The following is a 17,831-nucleotide window of genomic DNA, read 5'->3' as shown; positions in this document are numbered from 1 at the left end:
AGATTTCACCCACACCCTATGAGGAGGACTTGGCATGCTGGTAGTCACCAACACGATTAAGATCAAAGAAGGACATGGGGAAGCACTCGCCTCGCGTTTCGGCGCAGACAATGGAGTGCAGAGCATGCCCGGATTTATCCGCATGGAGGTCTGGCAGGGCGCGCCCAAAGAAGGCGTGGAGGAACTGAAGATCTGTACTGTCTGGGAGAGCGAGGAAGCGCTGAGCGGCTGGACGTCCAGTCCCGCCTTCCGCGATTCGCACCGCGGGGCCGGCCGGAATGAAGCCATTATCGGCGCCTCACTCGACAAGTATGAGCTGGTACTCAGCCGAACTTCCGGTAACTGAATCTAGCCGTTATACGCATATACACAACAGGGATGCCCCGCAGCCTTTAAGGCTTGACGGGGCATCCCTGTTGTTGCTTCTGTAGTTCACAACCCGGTTATTCGCGGCCTGCTGCCGGAGACTCGCTCATGTCCTGATGCTTGCCCGGCCAGAAGGCCCGGCGGCCCAGAAGCACGGTGATGGCCGGAACCAGGAACGGCCGGACCACGAAGGTATCGAGCAGCACACCAATCGCGGTGATGATGCCGAATTGCACCAGCACCTGAATCGGCAGACTCGCCAATACGGCGAAGGTACCAGCCAGAATGAGTCCGGCGGAGGTGATTACCGATCCGGTTTCGTTCACACCTTCGGCGATGGCCTGCTTCAGCGGCATAGTTTTACGCTTTTTCCAGATATTCGAGATCATGAAGATGTTATAATCCTCGCCCAGCGCTACCAGGAAGACGAAGGAGTAGAGCGGAATTGCGCCTTGAATCGCATCTGCACCGAGCAGATAATGAATAATAATCCAGCCCAGGCCGAGTGCCGAGAAGAAGGAGAGAATTACTGTAGCCACCAGATAAATGGTCGCCACTACAGATCGGAGATAGATCAGCAGCAGCACTGTAATCATCCCGATAACCACCGGTATAATCAGATCGGTATCCCGTTCACCGAGCTCCTTGGTATCATGCTGGGTAGCGGTCTGTCCGCTAATCCATACCTTATCCTGCGCGTTCTCTATTCCCGACTCCGCCAGAGCCTGCTCTACAGTAGCCTGAAGTGCCGGAATGTGATTCATCGCCTCGATGGAATACGGATTAGCCTTGAATTCAATATCATATGCAGTGATGTTCTTATTGACGGCCCCCTGCTGCGGATCAGACACTACGTCCACATAGGACAGGCCTCCCAGGATGACCTTCAGATCCTCTCCGCCGCTCAGGCCCTCTGTATCCACCATCAGCTTAGCCGGCGCCAGCTCTCCGGGAGAGAACTGCTTGCCGATCAGGTCGAACCCTTCACGCGATTCCATATCTTTCGGGAAGGAGGACAGGATATCATAGGTGAATTTAATTCCGCTGGAGAACGAGGCCAGAATGCCCAATACCACCACGGTTACTCCCACGATCGCCCATGGCCGGGAAATGACAAGATACCCGATTCCTTTTTGGGACGAACGCTTCGGCTGCGGTACCGGCTTCCCCTTGGCCTTGGCCCGCTCAATCTCCATTTGCGGAGTGCGCGGAACAAACGGGAAGAACGAGGTTCGCCCGAAGATAGCCAATAGTGCCGGAACCAGCGTCAGACTGGCAATCCCCATAATCAGAATGGAGGCACTGAACGGAACCGCAAAGCGTTGGTACGCCCCGTATTTGGCCAGCAGCAGCGCGAAGAGCGCAAGGACAACTGTGAATCCGCTCATGGCGATCGCTCCGGAGGAATGGGTGATTGCACTCAGCAGTGCACGTCCCTTGTTCTCCTCAACCTTCAGCATCTGGCGGAACCGGGAAATCATAAACAGGCAGTAGTCTGTCCCCGCCCCGAAGAGCAGCACCGTCATAATAGATACGGCCTGCGAATCCACCGTAATCCAGCCTTCCTCTGCCATCTTGCCAAGCAGCGGACTAGTCACGCCATAAGCAAAGCCGACGCCAATGAGCGGTATCAATGCCAGAATCGGCGATCGGTAGATCAGGAGCAGGAAGACCAGCACCAGAATTACCGTTGCAATCAGCAGTGAAACGTCGGCATTCTTGAACAGGCCTGTGGCATCTACCGATATCCCGACAGGGCCGGTAACCCGCAGGCTTAAGTCGCCGCTGTCTTGCTTCACTACAGAAGGGTCTGTGCCTGTTTCAGTACTCACCAGCTTCTTCATCTCAGTCAGCGATTCCCCGAGCTGGTCACTGTCTGCCTTCTTGTCAAACAGCACCGGTGTGACGAGTGTGCTTCTATCCTCCGACAGTGAAGCCTGCAGCGCCTGCGGCGGCAGCTGACCAAGCGGCGGAACGAAGTTCTGATGCGCGAGCGGCTGCTGTTCAAGCTTGGAGTATACAGCAGTTATATGTAAGAGATCATCCTCTGATAAGCCGCCTTCACGATGCCATACCAGCAAAGCCGGTACGCCGCTTCCGGCAGGGAATTCTGCCTCTGCAAGGGCTGCTGCGCGGACAGATTGCGAATCCTCCGGCAGGTTGGGCGCGTTATTGACAACCTGCGAGTTCACTGAAGGCCAGATCATAGTCAAAGCCCCTACAACTGCAATCCACACCAGAAGGGTAATCCATTTTGTTTTGCCTCCTGCTACCCATTTACCGTAGCCTGACATTCCTTTCATCCTCTCTCCCATCCGCAGGCCTAAAATGAGCCGCGGGTCATTTTTACTATCCTTATCATATATACCCTAAAAATTTTAAGCAAACCTTTTTTCTAAAATAATAGATAGTTAGAGTTACAGTGGCCGACATTGCCTCAAGAACCCCCTGATTCATAGTGTCTATGACGGGTGAACTCCGTTGTCTCTATTTCTATTATTATCTGGAAACTAGTATATGATACCCAAAGGAAAATAGATGGCTCTACTTAAGCCGCGCGGCATGATTCTGCCCGAAATATTGCACAGAGTACAACTTTGCTCCTTAGATAAATGCGTACACAGGTGAATTATTGTATGATATACAACAATTACCACGTTATGTTACTTCAAAGACGGGAAATGTTGCCTTTTGTACAACAATTTTGATTTTAGGCTGATTTACCGGGGGGATTGTTGTATTTTATGCAGGATTTTTAAGCGAATAGTCCTTTACCGCCACCTAATTCCAGCTCAACTGACCGTATATAGTAAAAGCCCCGGCGTTCACGCAGACTGCCTGCAGTGAACGCCGGGGCTATGAGCTAAGCTGAGGGATACAGCCGATTGTTAAAATACATCTTCACAGTACATTTTAGAGCAGATGTTTGGAGTAAATCTCTACAGTTTGCCCGCGGTCATATACCGTTTAGCCCACGTCCGGCAGATCATCCCCGGAGAACTGGCTGTTGTAGAGGTCGGCGTAGAAGCCGCCTGCTTCAAGCAGCTCCAGATGGGTGCCCTTCTCAATCACGCTGCCCTGATTCATAACCAGAATCAGATCCGCATCACGGATGGTGGACAGGCGGTGAGCGATAACGAAGCTGGTTCTGCCGTTCATCAGCGTATTCATAGCCTTCTGGATCTGCACCTCCGTGCGGGTATCGACGCTGCTGGTGGCTTCATCCAGAATCAGGATTGAAGGATCGGCCAGGATTGCCCGGGCAATAGTAAGCAGCTGCTTTTGCCCTTGGGAGATGTTCGAGGCTTCCTCGTTCAGGATCGTGTTATAGCCCAGCGGCAGCGTACGGATGAAGTGGTCGGCATGAGCAGCCTTGGCTGCCCGGACCACATCAGCCTCCGTAGCACCTTCCCGGCCGTAAGCGATATTGTCACGGATGGTGCCGTTGAACAGCCAGGTATCCTGGAGCACCATACCGAATTTGCTGCGCAGCTCGCTGCGCTTCATATTGGTGATGTTGACACCATCGATCACAATCTCCCCGCCGCTGATCTCATAGAAGCGCATCAGCAGGTTGATCAGGGTCGTTTTGCCGGCCCCGGTCGGACCTACAATGGCAATAGTCTGTCCCGGGCTGACCTCGATATTCATGTCTTCAATGAGGATAGCATCCTCTTTATAGCCGAACTTCACGTGGCGGAATTCCACGGAGCCCTCTTCTGCATCCGCTGGACGCTTCGCAAGTGAAGTCCCCACCTCAGGAACTTCCTCTTCTTCATCCAGCAGTTCAAATACACGTTCCGCCGAAGCGATGGTGGACTGGATGATGTTGGCGATATTGGCTGTCTGCGTAATCGGCATAGTGAATTGGCGCGAATACTGGATAAAGGCCTGGATATCCCCGACATCAATCGCTTTTTTGGTTACGAAGATCCCGCCGACCACACAGACGAGCACATAACCAAGGTTCCCGATAAACATCATCAGCGGCATAATAATCCCGGAGATGAACTGGGATCTCCAGCCGGAATTGTACAGGTCATCATTAATTTTGTTGAAGTCCTTCAAAGAGTTCTTCTCGCGTCCGAACGCTTTGATAATACGGTGTCCGGTATACATTTCCTCAACATGGCCGTTCAGCTGGCCCAGCGACTTCTGCTGGCCGATGAAATAGGTCTGTGAGCGTTTGGTGATCAGCATAATGACCACGAAGCTCAGCGGCAGCGTTACTATGGTAATCAACGTCAGCCACGGGCTGATGGTAAGCATCATTACGATGACACCAATAATCGTCACAATGGACGTAATAAGCTGGGTCAAGCTCTGCTGCAGGGTAGTACTGATATTGTCTACATCATTGGTCGCCCGGCTTAATATTTCCCCGTGCGTCCGGGAATCGAAATACTTCAGCGGCAGCCGTTCAAGCTTGCTGTTGATCTGCTCACGCATATCATATACGACCTTTTGCGCCACACCGGCCATTACATACTGCTGTATATAACTGAACAGTGAGCTTAACAGATACAGTCCGGCCAGGAGAATCAGAATATCATTAATATAGCCAAAATCAATCTCCGCTCCAGGTACACCCATCAGCTTGCCATAGGCGCCTTCAAACAATTTGGTGGTAGCTCTACCCATTACTTTAGGGCTGAAAATGCTGAATATGGTACTGGCAATCGCCATCACAAACACAATAATCAGCTGAACCTGGCGCGGGCGCAAATACCGGGTCAGGCGCCGCAGCGTTCCCTTGAAGTCCTTGGCTTTCTCAGCCGGCATCCTCATGCCCGGACCGCCGGGTCCTCCGCCCGGTCCGAAGCCGCCACCTGAACGCCGGGGCGGTTTCATGTCTCTATTCTGCTCACTCATGCTATTTCCTCCTCTGACAACTGCGAGGATACGATCTCGCGGTACACCTCATTGTTATCCAGCAGCTCACGGTGTGTGCCCATTCCGACAATTTCACCGTCATCCAGTACGATAATCCGGTCTGCATCCATAACCGTACTGACACGCTGTGCGACAATTAGGACTGTAGATTCTGTAGTCTCCCCCTTCAGGGCAGCACGCAGCTTGGCATCGGTCTTGAAGTCAAGCGCCGAGAAGCTGTCATCAAACAGATACACTTCCGGTTTCCGTACCAGTGCACGGGCAATGGACAAACGCTGCTTTTGGCCGCCGGAGACATTACCTCCGCCCTGGGAGATTTCCGAATTGAAGCCGTCCTTCATAGCGGTTACGAAATCATAGGCCTGGGCCACCTTGGCGGCATGAAGGATTTCATCCTCCGTAGCGTCTTCCTTCCCGTAACGGATATTCTCGTTAATGGTACCGGTGAACAGCACGGCTTTTTGCGGGATATAGCCAATCTTGCTCCGCAGATCCTCCTGCGTCATCTGGCGTACATCCACTCCATCGACGCGGATCGCACCTTCAATAGCATCATAGAATCTTGGAATCATGCTTAGCAGCGTTGATTTCCCTGACCCGGTTCCGCCGATAATAGCTGTAATCTCGCCGGGGCGTGCACTGAAGGTAATTCCGGACAGCGCAGGCTGTTCAGCCCCCGGGTAAGAGAAGGATACATTGTCGAACTCCACAAAACCGCGCATTCCGTCACGGCCGTCCGCATGGGTAGCTGTAGCCGTAGTCTTCAGGTCTGCGGTTGTCGGATCCGTAATTTCAGGCTGCATATCGAGGACTTCATTGATACGCAGTGCAGAGGCAGAGGCTCTTGGAATCAGGACAAACATCATCGAAACCATGATGAGGGAGAACATAATCTGCATTGCATATTGAATGAAGGCCATTAGTGAACCTACCTGGAGATCGCCGTCGCCAATCCGGATTCCACCATAATAGAGGATAGCGATCATGGAGAAGTTCATCACGATCATCATCAGCGGCATCAGTCCGGCCATAACCTTATTCACTTTGATTGCAGTATCCGTCAGATCTGCATTGGCCAGACTAAACCGCTTATTCTCATGCTCAATCCGATTGAACGAGCGGATTACGCGGATACCGGTCAGATGCTCACGCAGCACAAGGTTTAATTTATCCAGCTTGATCTGGATGGCTTTAAACAGCGGAAGCCCCTTCATTCCAATGAAGAAGATCGCTCCAACCAGCAGCGGAATGACCACTACAAAGATCAGCGAGAGCTTGGCATCCTCGGACACCGCCATAATGATCCCGCCGATCATCATCATCGGAGCACCAATCATCATGCGAAGCATCATAGTTAATACGGTCTGGACTTGTGTAATATCGTTGGTGGTACGTGTAATTAATGATGCCGTACCCAGCTTGTCGAATTCATGCAGCGTGAAGTTCTCGACATGGTTGAACATCCGTGACCGGGTGTTCTTACCGAAGCCGGCTGCAACCTTAGCCGACAGATAGCTGGCAATAATGGAGCAGACTGCACCGCCGGCCGCTACCAGCAGCATGAAGCCGCCGATTCTCCAGATATAAGGCTGATCGCCATCTACAATCCCCTTATCAATAATGTCACTCATCAGGGTCGGGAGATACAAATCCCCCATGGACTGCAGGAATACGAGAATCAGTACTGCGGCTATTGCCAATCGGAAGGGTCTCAAATGCTTTAGTAATTTAATCAAGTTTCTCATCTCCGTTCATTTGTAACCGGTCTAGATTAGGCGGAGGATTGTCTTTCATGAAGGCATGTACTTTAAGCAGCAGCTCTGCCAGCTGGTCAGACTCTTCCTCACCCAGATACTCCACCATTTTGTTAAGCGTGGTGTCCATGTGCTTCTTGGCATTGCGGGTAATAATTTTCCCCTGTTCCGTCAACTTGATGCGTACCACTCTCCGGTCGGAGGCGTCGGCTTGCCGTTCCACCATCTGCTTAGCCTCCAGACTGTTGATCAGCTGGGTGACCGTGGGCGGAGTCAGCCCCAGAAAGCGGCTGATTTCAGAAACCTTGAGTCCTACATCAGATGAATGGGACGCCCGTGCAATACATATCAATAAAGTCATCTCACTTGGCTTATGACCCTCCACGGAATGATGCAGGTGGCCTTTGCGCAGCTTCCGGAGTGCGGAGAAAAGCTTGTGTCCGACTGAATTTTCATCTTCTCTATTTATCCCAATGTTCCCACCTCTTTTTTAGTTAGGTATACAAATAATTAAATACTATATTAATTAGGCTACCTAATTATATTTTCCGGGCAAACCTTTGTCAATTCCTGAATACGCTATCAATTATTACAGATTGAAGAACGCAGGTAGATAGATGTTTGTACTTTTTTTCACATAACCACGTACAAAAGCTCCCTCAGCACGGATGGCCGGGGAGTAATCCTTAGATAAAGTAATGATAAAGCTAAATAACGCCAAAACGCTGGCTCTCATGATCAGTAACTTCTTCACGCTGTCTTACCTCCCGCAGCAGCTCCCTGTAAGCGGTCTGCTGGGTGTCGGAGGAAGCATCTCTGTTCAATTCGAACAGCGTCACACAATTAATGAAGTCCTTTCCGCTATTCAGCCTGACGGTTAACCGCAGACATTGAATAATATAGTCAATTCCCTTGGAGTACTGTTTACGGGAGATATAATACATGGCGATTTGGTAATAAAGACGGTACACACGGTCCACATTAATCGGGTCCTGAAATTGTTCAAACCGCAGCATTTCCCTGGAAAAGCGTGACAGCACAGCGTCTGCAGAGAATCCGAAACGGTTGGCCGACTCCAGGATAATGACCATACCGGATAGGATCTCACCGGGATGCTCTGCCAAAAAAGCTATATATACCGGCAGCACCGAAGTATTGCCCATTAATATCTCAAGAGTAAAGCCATTGGCTACAGCAAACAGCCGGAAGCTATCCACGGCACTGCGCCCTTCATCATCCAGCAGCTCAAACCATCCCAGATCCGCATAACCGGCGGTGTATTTCTTGGCCTGCTCATATTCTCCCCGCTTAGTAAGCGCCGAAGCCTTCAATAGATAACCATGGCCATAATAGACTACCAGCGGGCGTTCCGCCTGGAAAGCCTCCACCCGTTTCCCCTTGCTTCTGCGCAGCTCCTCACGGTAGATCCCATGGGCTAATGCCCTCAGCTCATCGGCATATTTCTCTACATCCTTCCAGCGGTGCAGGGCAAAGCATACCTTCGCCAGCTTAAGCAGCCCGTCGAGCTGCATGTCCTCGGGAAGCAGACCGCGAAACGGCTCGAAGCGGATTACCGCGCGCAGCTTCTGTTCCATATCCACATCAGGAGTAGACTGCAGGGATTTGAAAATACGGTACTGGCTGATGGCCAGCCGTTCTGAGTAGCTATCCGGCTCATTCTCTACAATAAGCCTGTAGAACACGACCGACTCCTGTGTCTTGCCGCTGCAGAACAGCCTCTCCGCAACCGTATAGACGATATCCAGCGGCCTGGGGTATTCCATAATTCTGCTCAACACTTCATCAATACACTGCTGCTTGCCAATTTCTGCACACCGGACCAAAAAAGGCTCCACACGGCGCCGGGAAATTCTGTCCTCACTAAAGCACTCTTCCACATATAGCGGATACAGCCAGCCCTCCGGGAATCCGAATGCCCGGGTCATCGCATCCATTTGTCCCAGAGAAATCGGCTTGGGCGGATTGCCATGAAGGATCGCACTGAGACTACCGCGGTTGAGTCCGGATATTTTGGCAAATGAGGCAAGATTATGGCCCGAGCGGGACAAATTTTTCTCAATTTCCGTTCGTAGCGTTGTCAGTTTCGCCTCCACCCGGCACCTCCTCAAGGATTCACTTGTAACCCTTCTATTTATTGCCATTATAGGTGATGACTATTGAAAGCACAACAAAATGGCCCCACATCGTGAGACCTCAACATCCAGACGCTAACTGGAGTTATTGTATAATTTAGACTACTGCTGCAAGGCTGCTTTATTTCTGATCCGCTGGTTTTTGGTGTTCTTGATGTACCCTGCTGCCCCGTTCTTGCGGCTGCGCAGACTCTCCATCATCAGATTCTGGGCCAGGACAATATATCCGTCCAGCCGCTGGCTGAGTTCCAGAACCGCATGATCACTCAGACTCCGCTCCTGAGCCACTTCCAGCAATTCACTTCTTAAGTTTTCTATAGTAAGAAAAAGCTCATCTTCTCTATAATCCCTGCTCTGGTTATGGGGAGAATTCTGGTAAAGGTTCACGGTTACTCACCTTCTCTCTATCAACTTCTCCCTTATCATAATTCATGATGCCAAAAAACATATTTTGAAAAAAAAGAAAAAAATGTCGTTTACAGTTCCCCGAGCACTTTCATCGCGAAGGCGATCCACTCCCGCGCCGCGAAGGACAGATAACGGTCTCTGCGCCAGATCATCCCCAGCTGCCAGGGAATCACAGGCTCGGTCAGGGGGATGACAGCGATCCGTGAACGGTCCATATCCCGGCATATGGTCTCCGGCAGTAGCGCAATGCCCATTCCGGCAGCTACCATCCGGCTGATCAGATCCCACTGAGAGCTCTCATAGACCACCTTGGGCTGGAAGCCTACTTTGACACATTCCGATATAATCCGGTCATGCAGGGCGAAGTCCTCCCGGAACAGCACGAATTCCTCTTCTGCCAGCTCTTTCAGCGGCACATTCTGCGCCCCGTCCAGACGGTGTCCTGCGGGAACCAGCAATTGCAGCTTCTCCTCCACAAAGGTGAAGCAGTGAAACTTGGCTCTGTTGACAGGCAGGACAATCGCCCCGATATCAAGCAGGCCGGACTCCACATCATCCTCTACCTTTTTGGCGCCGTCTTCATGCAGCCTTATCGTCACTTCCGGGTAACGTCGGTGAAATTCCCCGATGACAGCAGGGAAGAAACTGGCTCCTACCATAGGAGGCAGCCCAATGCGGATATGCCCCTGCTTCAAATTGCGCAGACTGTCCAGCTCTGAGGAGAGGCTCGTGAAGGATTCCACAATATTCTGCGCCTTAACCAGCAGAAGCTCGCCGGCATCGGTCAGACGGATGCTTTTGCCCTCCCGGTAAAATAGATCCGCCCCCAGTTCAATCTCCAGATTGCGGATCATCTTGCTGATCGTGGGCTGGGTAATGTACAGCGATTCCGCCGCCCTGGAGAAGCTGTTCAGCCTGGCCGCCTGCACGAAATACTCCAGCTGTCTGATGTCCATAACGATAACCTCCATGTATAGATGAAAGGAATGTGAGATATTCAATCTATTCATTGTACCTATGAAAGAAAAGGTTGTAAACTTTCAGTAAGACGAAAGGAAGTAATCGCTATGAAAAAGATCGCCTTAGGCTTACTGCAGGTTGCCGGACTTACCGTCTTCTCCCTGCTGGTGAATACGTTAACCTCATTTCTGCATATTCCGCTTCCCGGAAGCATTATCGGGATGATTCTCTTATTTCTGCTGCTGGAGTCCGGTGTGATCCGGCTGAATTGGGTAGAGGTTGGCGCCTCGTGGCTGCTTGCCGAGCTGCTGCTCTTCTTCATCCCTTCCGCTATAGGTGTTATGAAATACTCGAAGCTGCTCGAGGCAGACGGTCTGCAGGTGCTGGCGGTTGTACTCGTGGGTACGTTTGCTGTAATGGCCGGCTCCGGGGTACTCACGGGTGCTATTTATAGAATAAAGGAGCGTAGAAGCTCATGATAACCGGATTATTATTTCTTGGACTCACCATCGCTGTCTACCTTCTGGCCAAACGTATCTATGCCTCCAGCGGCAAAATGTACACTTCTCCGCTGATTATTACACCGCTGCTGATCATCGCCTTCCTGCTGATGACGGGCAGCTCCTATGAATCTTACAATGCGGGAGGCAAATGGCTATCGGACCTGCTTCAGCCGGCGACTATCGCCTTTGCGATCCCACTCCATAAAAACTTCAGGGTACTCAAAAAGCACGCCGCCGAAATTGCGGCAGGCGTGCTGTCAGGAACGGTTATTGCCGTGATCTCATCCATGCTGCTGGCCAAATGGCTGCATCTTAGCGGTGATCTGGCAACCAGTCTGGTGCCTCGCTCGGTGACCACACCGATCGCCATGAGCATCTCGCAAAGCATCGGCGGCGTTCCCAGCATTACAGCGGTCTTCGTCATTCTGACCGGTGTACTGGGAACGATGATGGGACCGTCTGTGCTCCGCCTTTTCCGCATTGACAATGAAATTGCGCGCGGGGTATCGCTGGGAACCGCAGCGCATGGTACAGGCACGTCCAAAGCCTTCGAGCTGAGCTCGCTGACCGGCACCATCTCCAGTATCGCGATGATTCTGACGGCGCTGTTCTCTATCGGGCTTGCGCCGGCACTAATCGCGGTTTTCCTCCACTAGGCCGTCCCGGCTTGGGCCATAGACCGGCAGCACACGGCGAAAGCCATGCTGCCGGTCTTTTTTCTACATAGTAACCGTACAAGCCTACAGCTTCACTGGCACTCCGCTCTGTGCGGAATCATAAGCTGCGCAGGTCACCTTCAAGGTCTTATATCCGTCCTCATAATCGCTGAGAATGCGGGAACGGTCTCCGGTCCGCACAGCATGCAGGAATGCTTCGCTCTCCACCGCATAGGGGTTACCAGTGTTCTTGAATTCCTTGCTGTCCCCGCTGCGGACTTCCAGCAGACGTTCCGGGTTCCAGTCAAGCATTCCGTTATCATTATAGAAGCTGATGCCCGCTTTACCCACTTCTCCAGGCAGCACGCAGGTGTTGGAGATGCTGGCAATGATGCCGCTCTCCAGCTTCAAGGATACTGTACCCACATCAGACACGGTCACCCCTTCATGCTTCTCATGCATAATCCGGTTGCCGAACATCCCATAGACTTCGGTTACCTCACCAGCCAGGTAACGCAGCAGGTCGACGATATGCGTAGTCTGCTCCGTGAATTGTCCGCCGGACTGCTCCTGGTTGCGCCACCAGGCCACGCCCGGCATCCCGCCCATCCATTCTCCGACGATCATCCCTACCTTGTCCGAACTTAGCGATTGCTTCAGCCGCTGGATGTTCTCCTGATACCGGAAATGATAGCCGACGGAAGTCAGCAGCTGATGCTCCTTAATATCCTGCAGCAGGCTGGCCGGAATGGCCGTGCTTGAGCCCAGCGGCTTCTCGACAAAGAAAGGGATATCTCTTCGGATCAGCGACCGTTCAATCGCCCCGTGTGACTGTGGAGGCACGCAGATATAGACGGCATCCAGCTTGTGCGCATCCAGCATCTCGATGATATCCCCGTAGCCCTCGGCTCCGTAAGGACGGGCCATGTCCTCACCCTTTGACTTGCTGCTGCCGCAGACTGCCTTCAGTGATACATCCTCCATCCCTGCCAGCAAATCCGCATGCACCTTGGAGAACCACCCTGTTCCGACTATTCCGATATTTAGCGTCATGTCCTTACCTCCTGTTGTCTGATGAATGCCTTTTCATTCGATTATACCCGCTTATGCCATGACAAAGAAGTCCCGCCACTCCTCGGGGAGCAGCTGCCGGTAAGAATTCTGGAGAAAGCGGTCATCCGCCAGCACAATAATGCCGCTGTCGTTCTCGCTGCGGATCAGCCGGCCCCCTGCCTGCTGCACCTTGCACATGCCCGGGTAGACATAAGCGTAATCGAACCCGTTCTTCCCCTGTGCCTGAAAGTAGCTCCGCAGCAGATTGCGCTCCAGCCCCACCTGCGGCAGGCCGACCCCGACCACCATCACACCATTCAGCCGGTCGCCCGGCAAATCCACCCCTTCGGAGAAAATGCCGCCCAGCACGGCAAAGCCGAGCAGAGTATCCGGATTGTCCGGGCGGAACGCCGCAAGGAAGTTCTCCCGCTCGGTCTCGCTCATCCCGCTGCCCTGCAGCAGGGTAGCGACTTCCGGGTATTTCTCAGTGAACACTTCATATACATTCTTCAAATAGAGATAAGAGGGGAAGAAGACCAGGTAATTGCCTTTCCTTGAGACCATCCCTTTCAGTGCATCGCTAAGCGGCTGTAAGGAGGCGTCCCGGTCATGGTAGCGGGTGGATACCGGAAGCACAGATACCTGCCACTGCTCTTTATGAAAAGGCGAGGACAGGCTCAGGCTGTAGTCCTCCTCATCTGCGCCGATCATATCCCTGTAATAGGAGAGGGGCGAGAGTGTGGCTGAGAACAGGATCTGACTGCGGAAGCTCTTAGCCATCTGCTGCAGCAAATGCGACGGATCGAGATTGAACAGCTTCAGGTACACATCACCGCTGCGCACTTCCGCATAGGTAATGTAACGCTCATCATAGGTCTTGAACGTACGCAGCATTCCCTGCACCGCATAGTACGTATCCAGCAGGCTGCCGGCTTCCCCCTCCTCCGCCGGCGGAGTAATCAGCGGGGAAGAATGCAGCAGCTCCAGTTCGGCTTCGGAAGCGAAAAGTTCGAGCAGCTCCGGCAGCTCTGCGGGATACTCCGTCCATTCTCCCGCCCCCTTGTCCCCGCAGCTCTTCCGCAGCGCAATGAAGAAGGCATTTACGGCTTTCGCGGTGCTGCTTAGCCGCGGATTCACCGTTTTGTATTGCCGCTGAAGTCCCAGGAACGGCGCCTTGGTAAGCGAGGCGGAGTACATCTCCCGCCCCCGGTCCACCAGATTATGCGCTTCATCCACGAGCAGCACCGTTTTTTTCTTCCGCTCCTCGGACATCCGCTTCAGGCTGATCCGGGGGTCATAGATATAATTATAATCGCAGATGACAATGTCGCAGGCGTAGGCGGCATCCAGGGAGAATTCGAACGGGCAGACCTCATGCTTTCGGGCATAAGCGGCAATGGTCTCGCGTGTCATCAGCGTTTCGTGCTCCAGCATATCGAGCATGGCGGCATTGATCCGGTCATAGTAGCCTTCTGCAAAAGGACAGGAATCCGCACCGCAGCTTCCTTCCTCACGGAAACATGCCTTCTCCTTGGCCGTAAGCGTAATCACATGCAGATGCAGCCCCCGGCTGTTCAGCATCATCACCGCCTCCTGTGCCGCAATCCGTGTAACCGTCTTGGCGGTCAGATAGAAGATGCCGGACACCTTGTCCTCTCCTAGGGCTTTGACCGCCGGGAACAGGGTGGACATCGTTTTGCCGATGCCTGTGGGTGCCTGCGCGAAGAGATTGGCCCCCTCTGCAATCGAAGTGTAGACTGCAGCAGCGAAGTGGCGCTGGCCGGGCCGGTAACCCGAGAACGGAAACGACAAGCTTTGGATGCTCTCTCCCCTCTTCGCCCTGTAGCGGACCATCATTTCAGCATACGGCGCATACTTGGCTACCGTCTCTTCAGCAAAGGCTGTCAGCTCTTCGCGGGTCATTTCCCGGTAAAGGCTATACTGCTCCTCACTTCCCCGCTGCACATAGGTTAACTTAACCTGTATTGCCGGGAGATCCAGATCCTGCGTGAGGATATAGGCATACATGAAAGCCTGCGCCCAGTGTACCTCACGTCCTTCCAAGGCAGAATCCGGCGTTCCGGCAATGGATTTGATCTCCTCCACAGTCAGGCTGCCGTCCCCGGCTGCAAGCAGGCCGTCGCAGCGCCCGTCGATGATGAACAGCAGATCCCCATGCGGAATCTCCGTTTTTAAATACACCTCTTTGCGGTCCGCTTCCTTATATTGCTTCTGAATCAGCTGATGGCTGCGCGTACCCTCCACCATAGCCGCACCGCTGCGGAATCCCGGCTCCAGACTGCCGCTGCTGAAGGCATACTCGACCAGTGCCCTCACGGATAAAGCGATTTCTGCATAGCTCATCATGCATCACCTCCATTAATTCCCGGATTGTTCTTTTGGCTCAGACGTCATTTTCGTCCTTTATCACGGATATAAACCTGCCTGAGGGCGTTACCGGCCCTTGGATTCATTCAGGATTGATTTTACGCTTTCCCCAAAGGGTATGCGGCGGTTTCTGATTTTTGACATTCCTTGCCTGGCGCTGCATAATAGGCTTTATTGATAATGGTATTCTTTTGTCCTCATGCCGCTGTTTCCTTCCAGCCGGGAAACATGTTTATTCTTAAGAAAGAAGGCGAAGCTGTGTCATCCGTAACGATAAAACGATGGTTGCTCAAGCCATTTGTGTTCTTCTCAATTATTTTCGTCCTTAAAAGCCTTTTAGCCTGGGGTGTCATTTTTGAAGACCTGCAGTTCTGGAAATCGGTACTGACGGAGATCCCTTTTGTCTGGGCACTTTTCTTCCTGATTGAGCGTTTTGCCTCCAAACGGAAACTCGGATATTACATGACGGTTAATCTGCTGGTTACCGCCATCTTTTTTGCCGCTATTATGTACTTCAAATATTACGGGGTTATTGTCACTTACCATGCGGCAGAGCAGGTGAACCAGGTCACTGCGGTGCGCAACAGCGTATTCTCACTCATGGACCCTTATTATCTGCTGATCTTCACCGACATTATCGTCCTTGGCTTCTACTTCTTCATTAACAAGAACGGACGCAACTACAAGAAGGATAAAATTAACCGCCACAACGGAAGAATGCTGCATGTCGTCCTGTTCGCAGTTTCACTCGGACTCTGCCTGTTCAATATTCTTCCCAACAAAGCAAGCATGAATGAAATTAAGAAGGCCCAGGAAATGGGTATCCTTAATTATGAAGCATATACTATCTTTGCTCAAGATAAACCAGAGCTTGTAAATGCCAGCGAGATTACGCAGGATACCATTAATCAGCTTAAGGGAATCGATCCTTCTGCGGTATCCCCGTATGCCGGGGCTGCCAAGGGCAAGAATCTGATTATTATTCAGCTGGAATCCTTCCAGAACTTCCTGCTCGGTCTGAAGGTGGACGGCCAGGAAATCACACCTAACCTGAACTGCCTGATGGAGGACAGCCTGTATTTCAACAACTTCTATCAGATGGTCGGCCAGGGCAACACTTCAGACGCAGAATTCGTAGTTAATTCGTCCTTCTACATTCCACCGCAAGGCGCAGCTACAATGTCTTATGTGGATAAGGAAGTGCCAAGTCTGCCGCGTCTGCTGCAGGCCAGCGGGTACCAGTCAGCCACCTTCCATACCAATGATGTGGAATTCTGGAACCGCGGCGAGCTGTACAGCTCACTGGGCTGGGATCATTATTACGATCACAAATTCTTCGGGGACGAAGATACCTTCTTCTTCGGCGCTTCCGATGAAGTGCTCTACCGCAAAACTTCAGAGAAGCTGAAGGAAATGAGCGATGAAGGACAGCCGTTCTACGCACAGGTAATTTCAATGTCTGCCCACCATCCGTTCACCATCCCTGCAGAAAAGTATAAAATGAAGCTGCCTGAACGTTATGAAGGTACTTTCGTCGGAGATTATATCCGGTCGCAGAACTATGCCGACTATGCCTTCGGACAATTCGTGGATGAACTGAAGGCGGACGGAATATGGGATAACAGCCTGATTATGGTCTACGGAGACCATATGGGACTGCCTATCTACTCGCTTGATCACGACGACAAGGAATTAATGAAGGAAATCTACGGTTATGATTATGCCTATGCAAATATGCTGAATATTCCGCTGCTCGTTCACGGCAAGGGATTGGCGCCGCAGACACTTGAGCAGGTGGGCGGAGAAGTGGATATTATGCCTACTGCTGCCAGCCTGCTGGGCGTATCGATGGATAACAATATTCATTTCGGCCAGGATTTGCTCAGCCAGTCTTACAATCTGCTGCCTCAGCGGTATTACCTGCCTACCGGTTCGTTTATCGCCAGCTCCGGCCTGCTCATTCCCGGCAACAGCTTTGAGGATAATACACAATATCCGCTTGCGAGCGGCGGTCATACTCCGGCCGGCACCGAGGATGAATATACCCGTGCCTTACGGCTGCGCCAGTTGTCGGACAGCTATGTTACTCAGCTGCCGGACAAAGAAACGGCTGAAGAATAGTTCTGAGCCTGTCGTAGAATATACAGAAATAAGCCAGCCTCCCGAAACTTTGGGGGCTGGCTTATTTTATATACTTCATGGCTGCTATAACTGTTCAAGGATTATCGATCCTGCTTCTCAAGCAGCAAATAATAGTGTGCGAAATTCTCGAGCTCTTCTGGCTCAAGTATGGATAAGTGCTCTTCCAGCAGCAGCATCGACCGGTGTTGCGCTTCTTCCAGAACTCCTTGCCCCTTACCCGTTATCGTCACGATTACCGCCCGGCGGTCGTTCTCATCGGGAACGCGCGCAATCAGCTCCAGCAGTTCCAGACGGTCCAGCATTACCGTGACCGCACTGGATTTCACCTCCATTTTATCAGCCAGATGAATAACCCGTGCCTGTTTCTCCTGAGCAATCATATGCAACAGTCCGAACTGCGGAACCGTTAATCCTATTTCCTTATGCAGAGACATCTGCGACATTATTTTGCGCTGCACCTTCCACATGGATATGCCCACACGTTCGATCAACGGATTGATATCTTGCGTCATCCCTTCAGCTCCCAGTCCGTTTGTCTTATTCCAAGCGTACCAT

At 52.1% G+C, this 17,831-nt stretch carries 14 protein-coding genes; 4 read left to right on the top strand and 10 right to left on the bottom strand.

Going from position 1 to position 17,831, the window contains the following annotated elements; translation table 11 throughout:
* Nucleotides 1–34 precede the first annotated feature (34 nt).
* Entirely contained in the window at nt 35–346 is a 312-nt protein-coding gene (locus NSU14_RS34365) for an antibiotic biosynthesis monooxygenase (RefSeq protein WP_042140295.1), read from the top strand.
* A gap of 97 nt (nt 347–443) precedes the next feature.
* Here the strand turns inward: NSU14_RS34365 and NSU14_RS34360 are convergent, their stop codons facing one another.
* From NSU14_RS34360 to cidR, 7 genes are all read right to left on the bottom strand, one after another.
* On the bottom strand, nt 444–2,669 hold the full coding sequence (locus NSU14_RS34360; RefSeq protein ID WP_340948734.1) for an MMPL family transporter: 2,226 nt from the start codon (nt 2,667–2,669) through the stop codon (nt 444–446).
* Nucleotides 2,670–3,333: 664 nt separating this feature from the next.
* Nucleotides 3,334–5,238 carry an ABC transporter ATP-binding protein gene (locus tag NSU14_RS34355; protein ID WP_076247616.1) on the bottom strand — a complete coding sequence of 635 codons (1,905 nt, stop codon included), beginning with the start codon at nt 5,236–5,238 and terminating at the stop codon, nt 3,334–3,336.
* Nucleotides 5,235–6,995, bottom strand: coding sequence for an ABC transporter ATP-binding protein (locus tag NSU14_RS34350; RefSeq protein ID WP_076247618.1), 1,761 nt, complete (start codon nt 6,993–6,995; stop codon nt 5,235–5,237). Before NSU14_RS34350 ends, NSU14_RS34355 begins: the two co-directional genes overlap by 4 nt.
* A complete protein-coding gene (locus NSU14_RS34345; RefSeq protein ID WP_340948733.1) occupies nt 6,988–7,374 on the bottom strand; it encodes a MarR family winged helix-turn-helix transcriptional regulator in 387 nt (128 codons plus the stop codon). The genes NSU14_RS34350 and NSU14_RS34345 overlap by 8 nt, the downstream gene beginning before the upstream one ends.
* Before the next feature lie 346 nt (nt 7,375–7,720).
* Nucleotides 7,721–9,127, bottom strand: a complete 1,407-nt coding sequence (locus tag NSU14_RS34340; RefSeq protein WP_340948732.1) for a DNA-binding protein — start codon at nt 9,125–9,127, stop codon at nt 7,721–7,723.
* Nucleotides 9,128–9,268: 141 nt separating this feature from the next.
* Nucleotides 9,269–9,553, bottom strand: coding sequence for an aspartyl-phosphate phosphatase Spo0E family protein (locus NSU14_RS34335; RefSeq protein WP_076247620.1), 285 nt, complete (start codon nt 9,551–9,553; stop codon nt 9,269–9,271).
* Nucleotides 9,554–9,642: 89 nt separating this feature from the next.
* Entirely contained in the window at nt 9,643–10,530 is an 888-nt protein-coding gene (gene cidR, locus NSU14_RS34330; RefSeq protein ID WP_076247622.1) for a cidABC operon transcriptional activator CidR, read from the bottom strand.
* Nucleotides 10,531–10,641: 111 nt separating this feature from the next.
* Here cidR and NSU14_RS34325 point away from each other — a divergent pair, with 111 nt between their 5' ends.
* Nucleotides 10,642–11,013 (top strand): CidA/LrgA family protein, encoded by a 372-nt coding sequence (locus tag NSU14_RS34325; RefSeq protein ID WP_039305543.1) that lies wholly within the window; start codon nt 10,642–10,644, stop codon nt 11,011–11,013.
* A complete protein-coding gene (locus NSU14_RS34320) occupies nt 11,010–11,693 on the top strand; it encodes a CidB/LrgB family autolysis modulator (protein ID WP_083705701.1) in 684 nt (227 codons plus the stop codon). The genes NSU14_RS34325 and NSU14_RS34320 overlap by 4 nt, the downstream gene beginning before the upstream one ends.
* Nucleotides 11,694–11,777: 84 nt before the next feature.
* Here NSU14_RS34320 and NSU14_RS34315 read toward each other — a convergent pair whose 3' ends face one another.
* Together NSU14_RS34315 and NSU14_RS34310 are read right to left on the bottom strand one after the other, a co-directional pair.
* Nucleotides 11,778–12,746 (bottom strand): Gfo/Idh/MocA family protein, encoded by a 969-nt coding sequence (locus tag NSU14_RS34315; protein WP_042140302.1) that lies wholly within the window; start codon nt 12,744–12,746, stop codon nt 11,778–11,780.
* Between the two features lie 51 nt (nt 12,747–12,797).
* On the bottom strand, nt 12,798–15,110 hold the full coding sequence (locus tag NSU14_RS34310) for an ATP-dependent DNA helicase (protein WP_340949039.1): 2,313 nt from the start codon (nt 15,108–15,110) through the stop codon (nt 12,798–12,800).
* A 252-nt stretch (nt 15,111–15,362) separates the two neighbouring features.
* On the opposite strand from NSU14_RS34310, the gene NSU14_RS34305 reads away from it, so the two are divergent.
* Nucleotides 15,363–17,255, top strand: a complete 1,893-nt coding sequence (locus NSU14_RS34305; protein WP_340948731.1) for an LTA synthase family protein — start codon at nt 15,363–15,365, stop codon at nt 17,253–17,255.
* Between the two features lie 101 nt (nt 17,256–17,356).
* On the opposite strand, the gene NSU14_RS34300 is transcribed toward NSU14_RS34305, so the two are convergent.
* Nucleotides 17,357–17,788: a MarR family winged helix-turn-helix transcriptional regulator gene (locus NSU14_RS34300; RefSeq protein ID WP_076247628.1), complete on the bottom strand. Its 432-nt coding sequence runs from the start codon at nt 17,786–17,788 to the stop codon at nt 17,357–17,359.
* Between the last annotated feature and the right edge of the window lie 43 nt (nt 17,789–17,831).

Origin of the sequence: Paenibacillus sp. FSL R10-2771, assembly GCF_038000205.1 — a bacterium.
GTDB lineage: Bacteria > Bacillota > Bacilli > Paenibacillales > Paenibacillaceae > Paenibacillus_AQ > Paenibacillus_AQ phytohabitans.
Note: the sequence above shows the minus strand (reverse complement) of the source record. Positions and strands in the feature narration are given on the sequence as shown.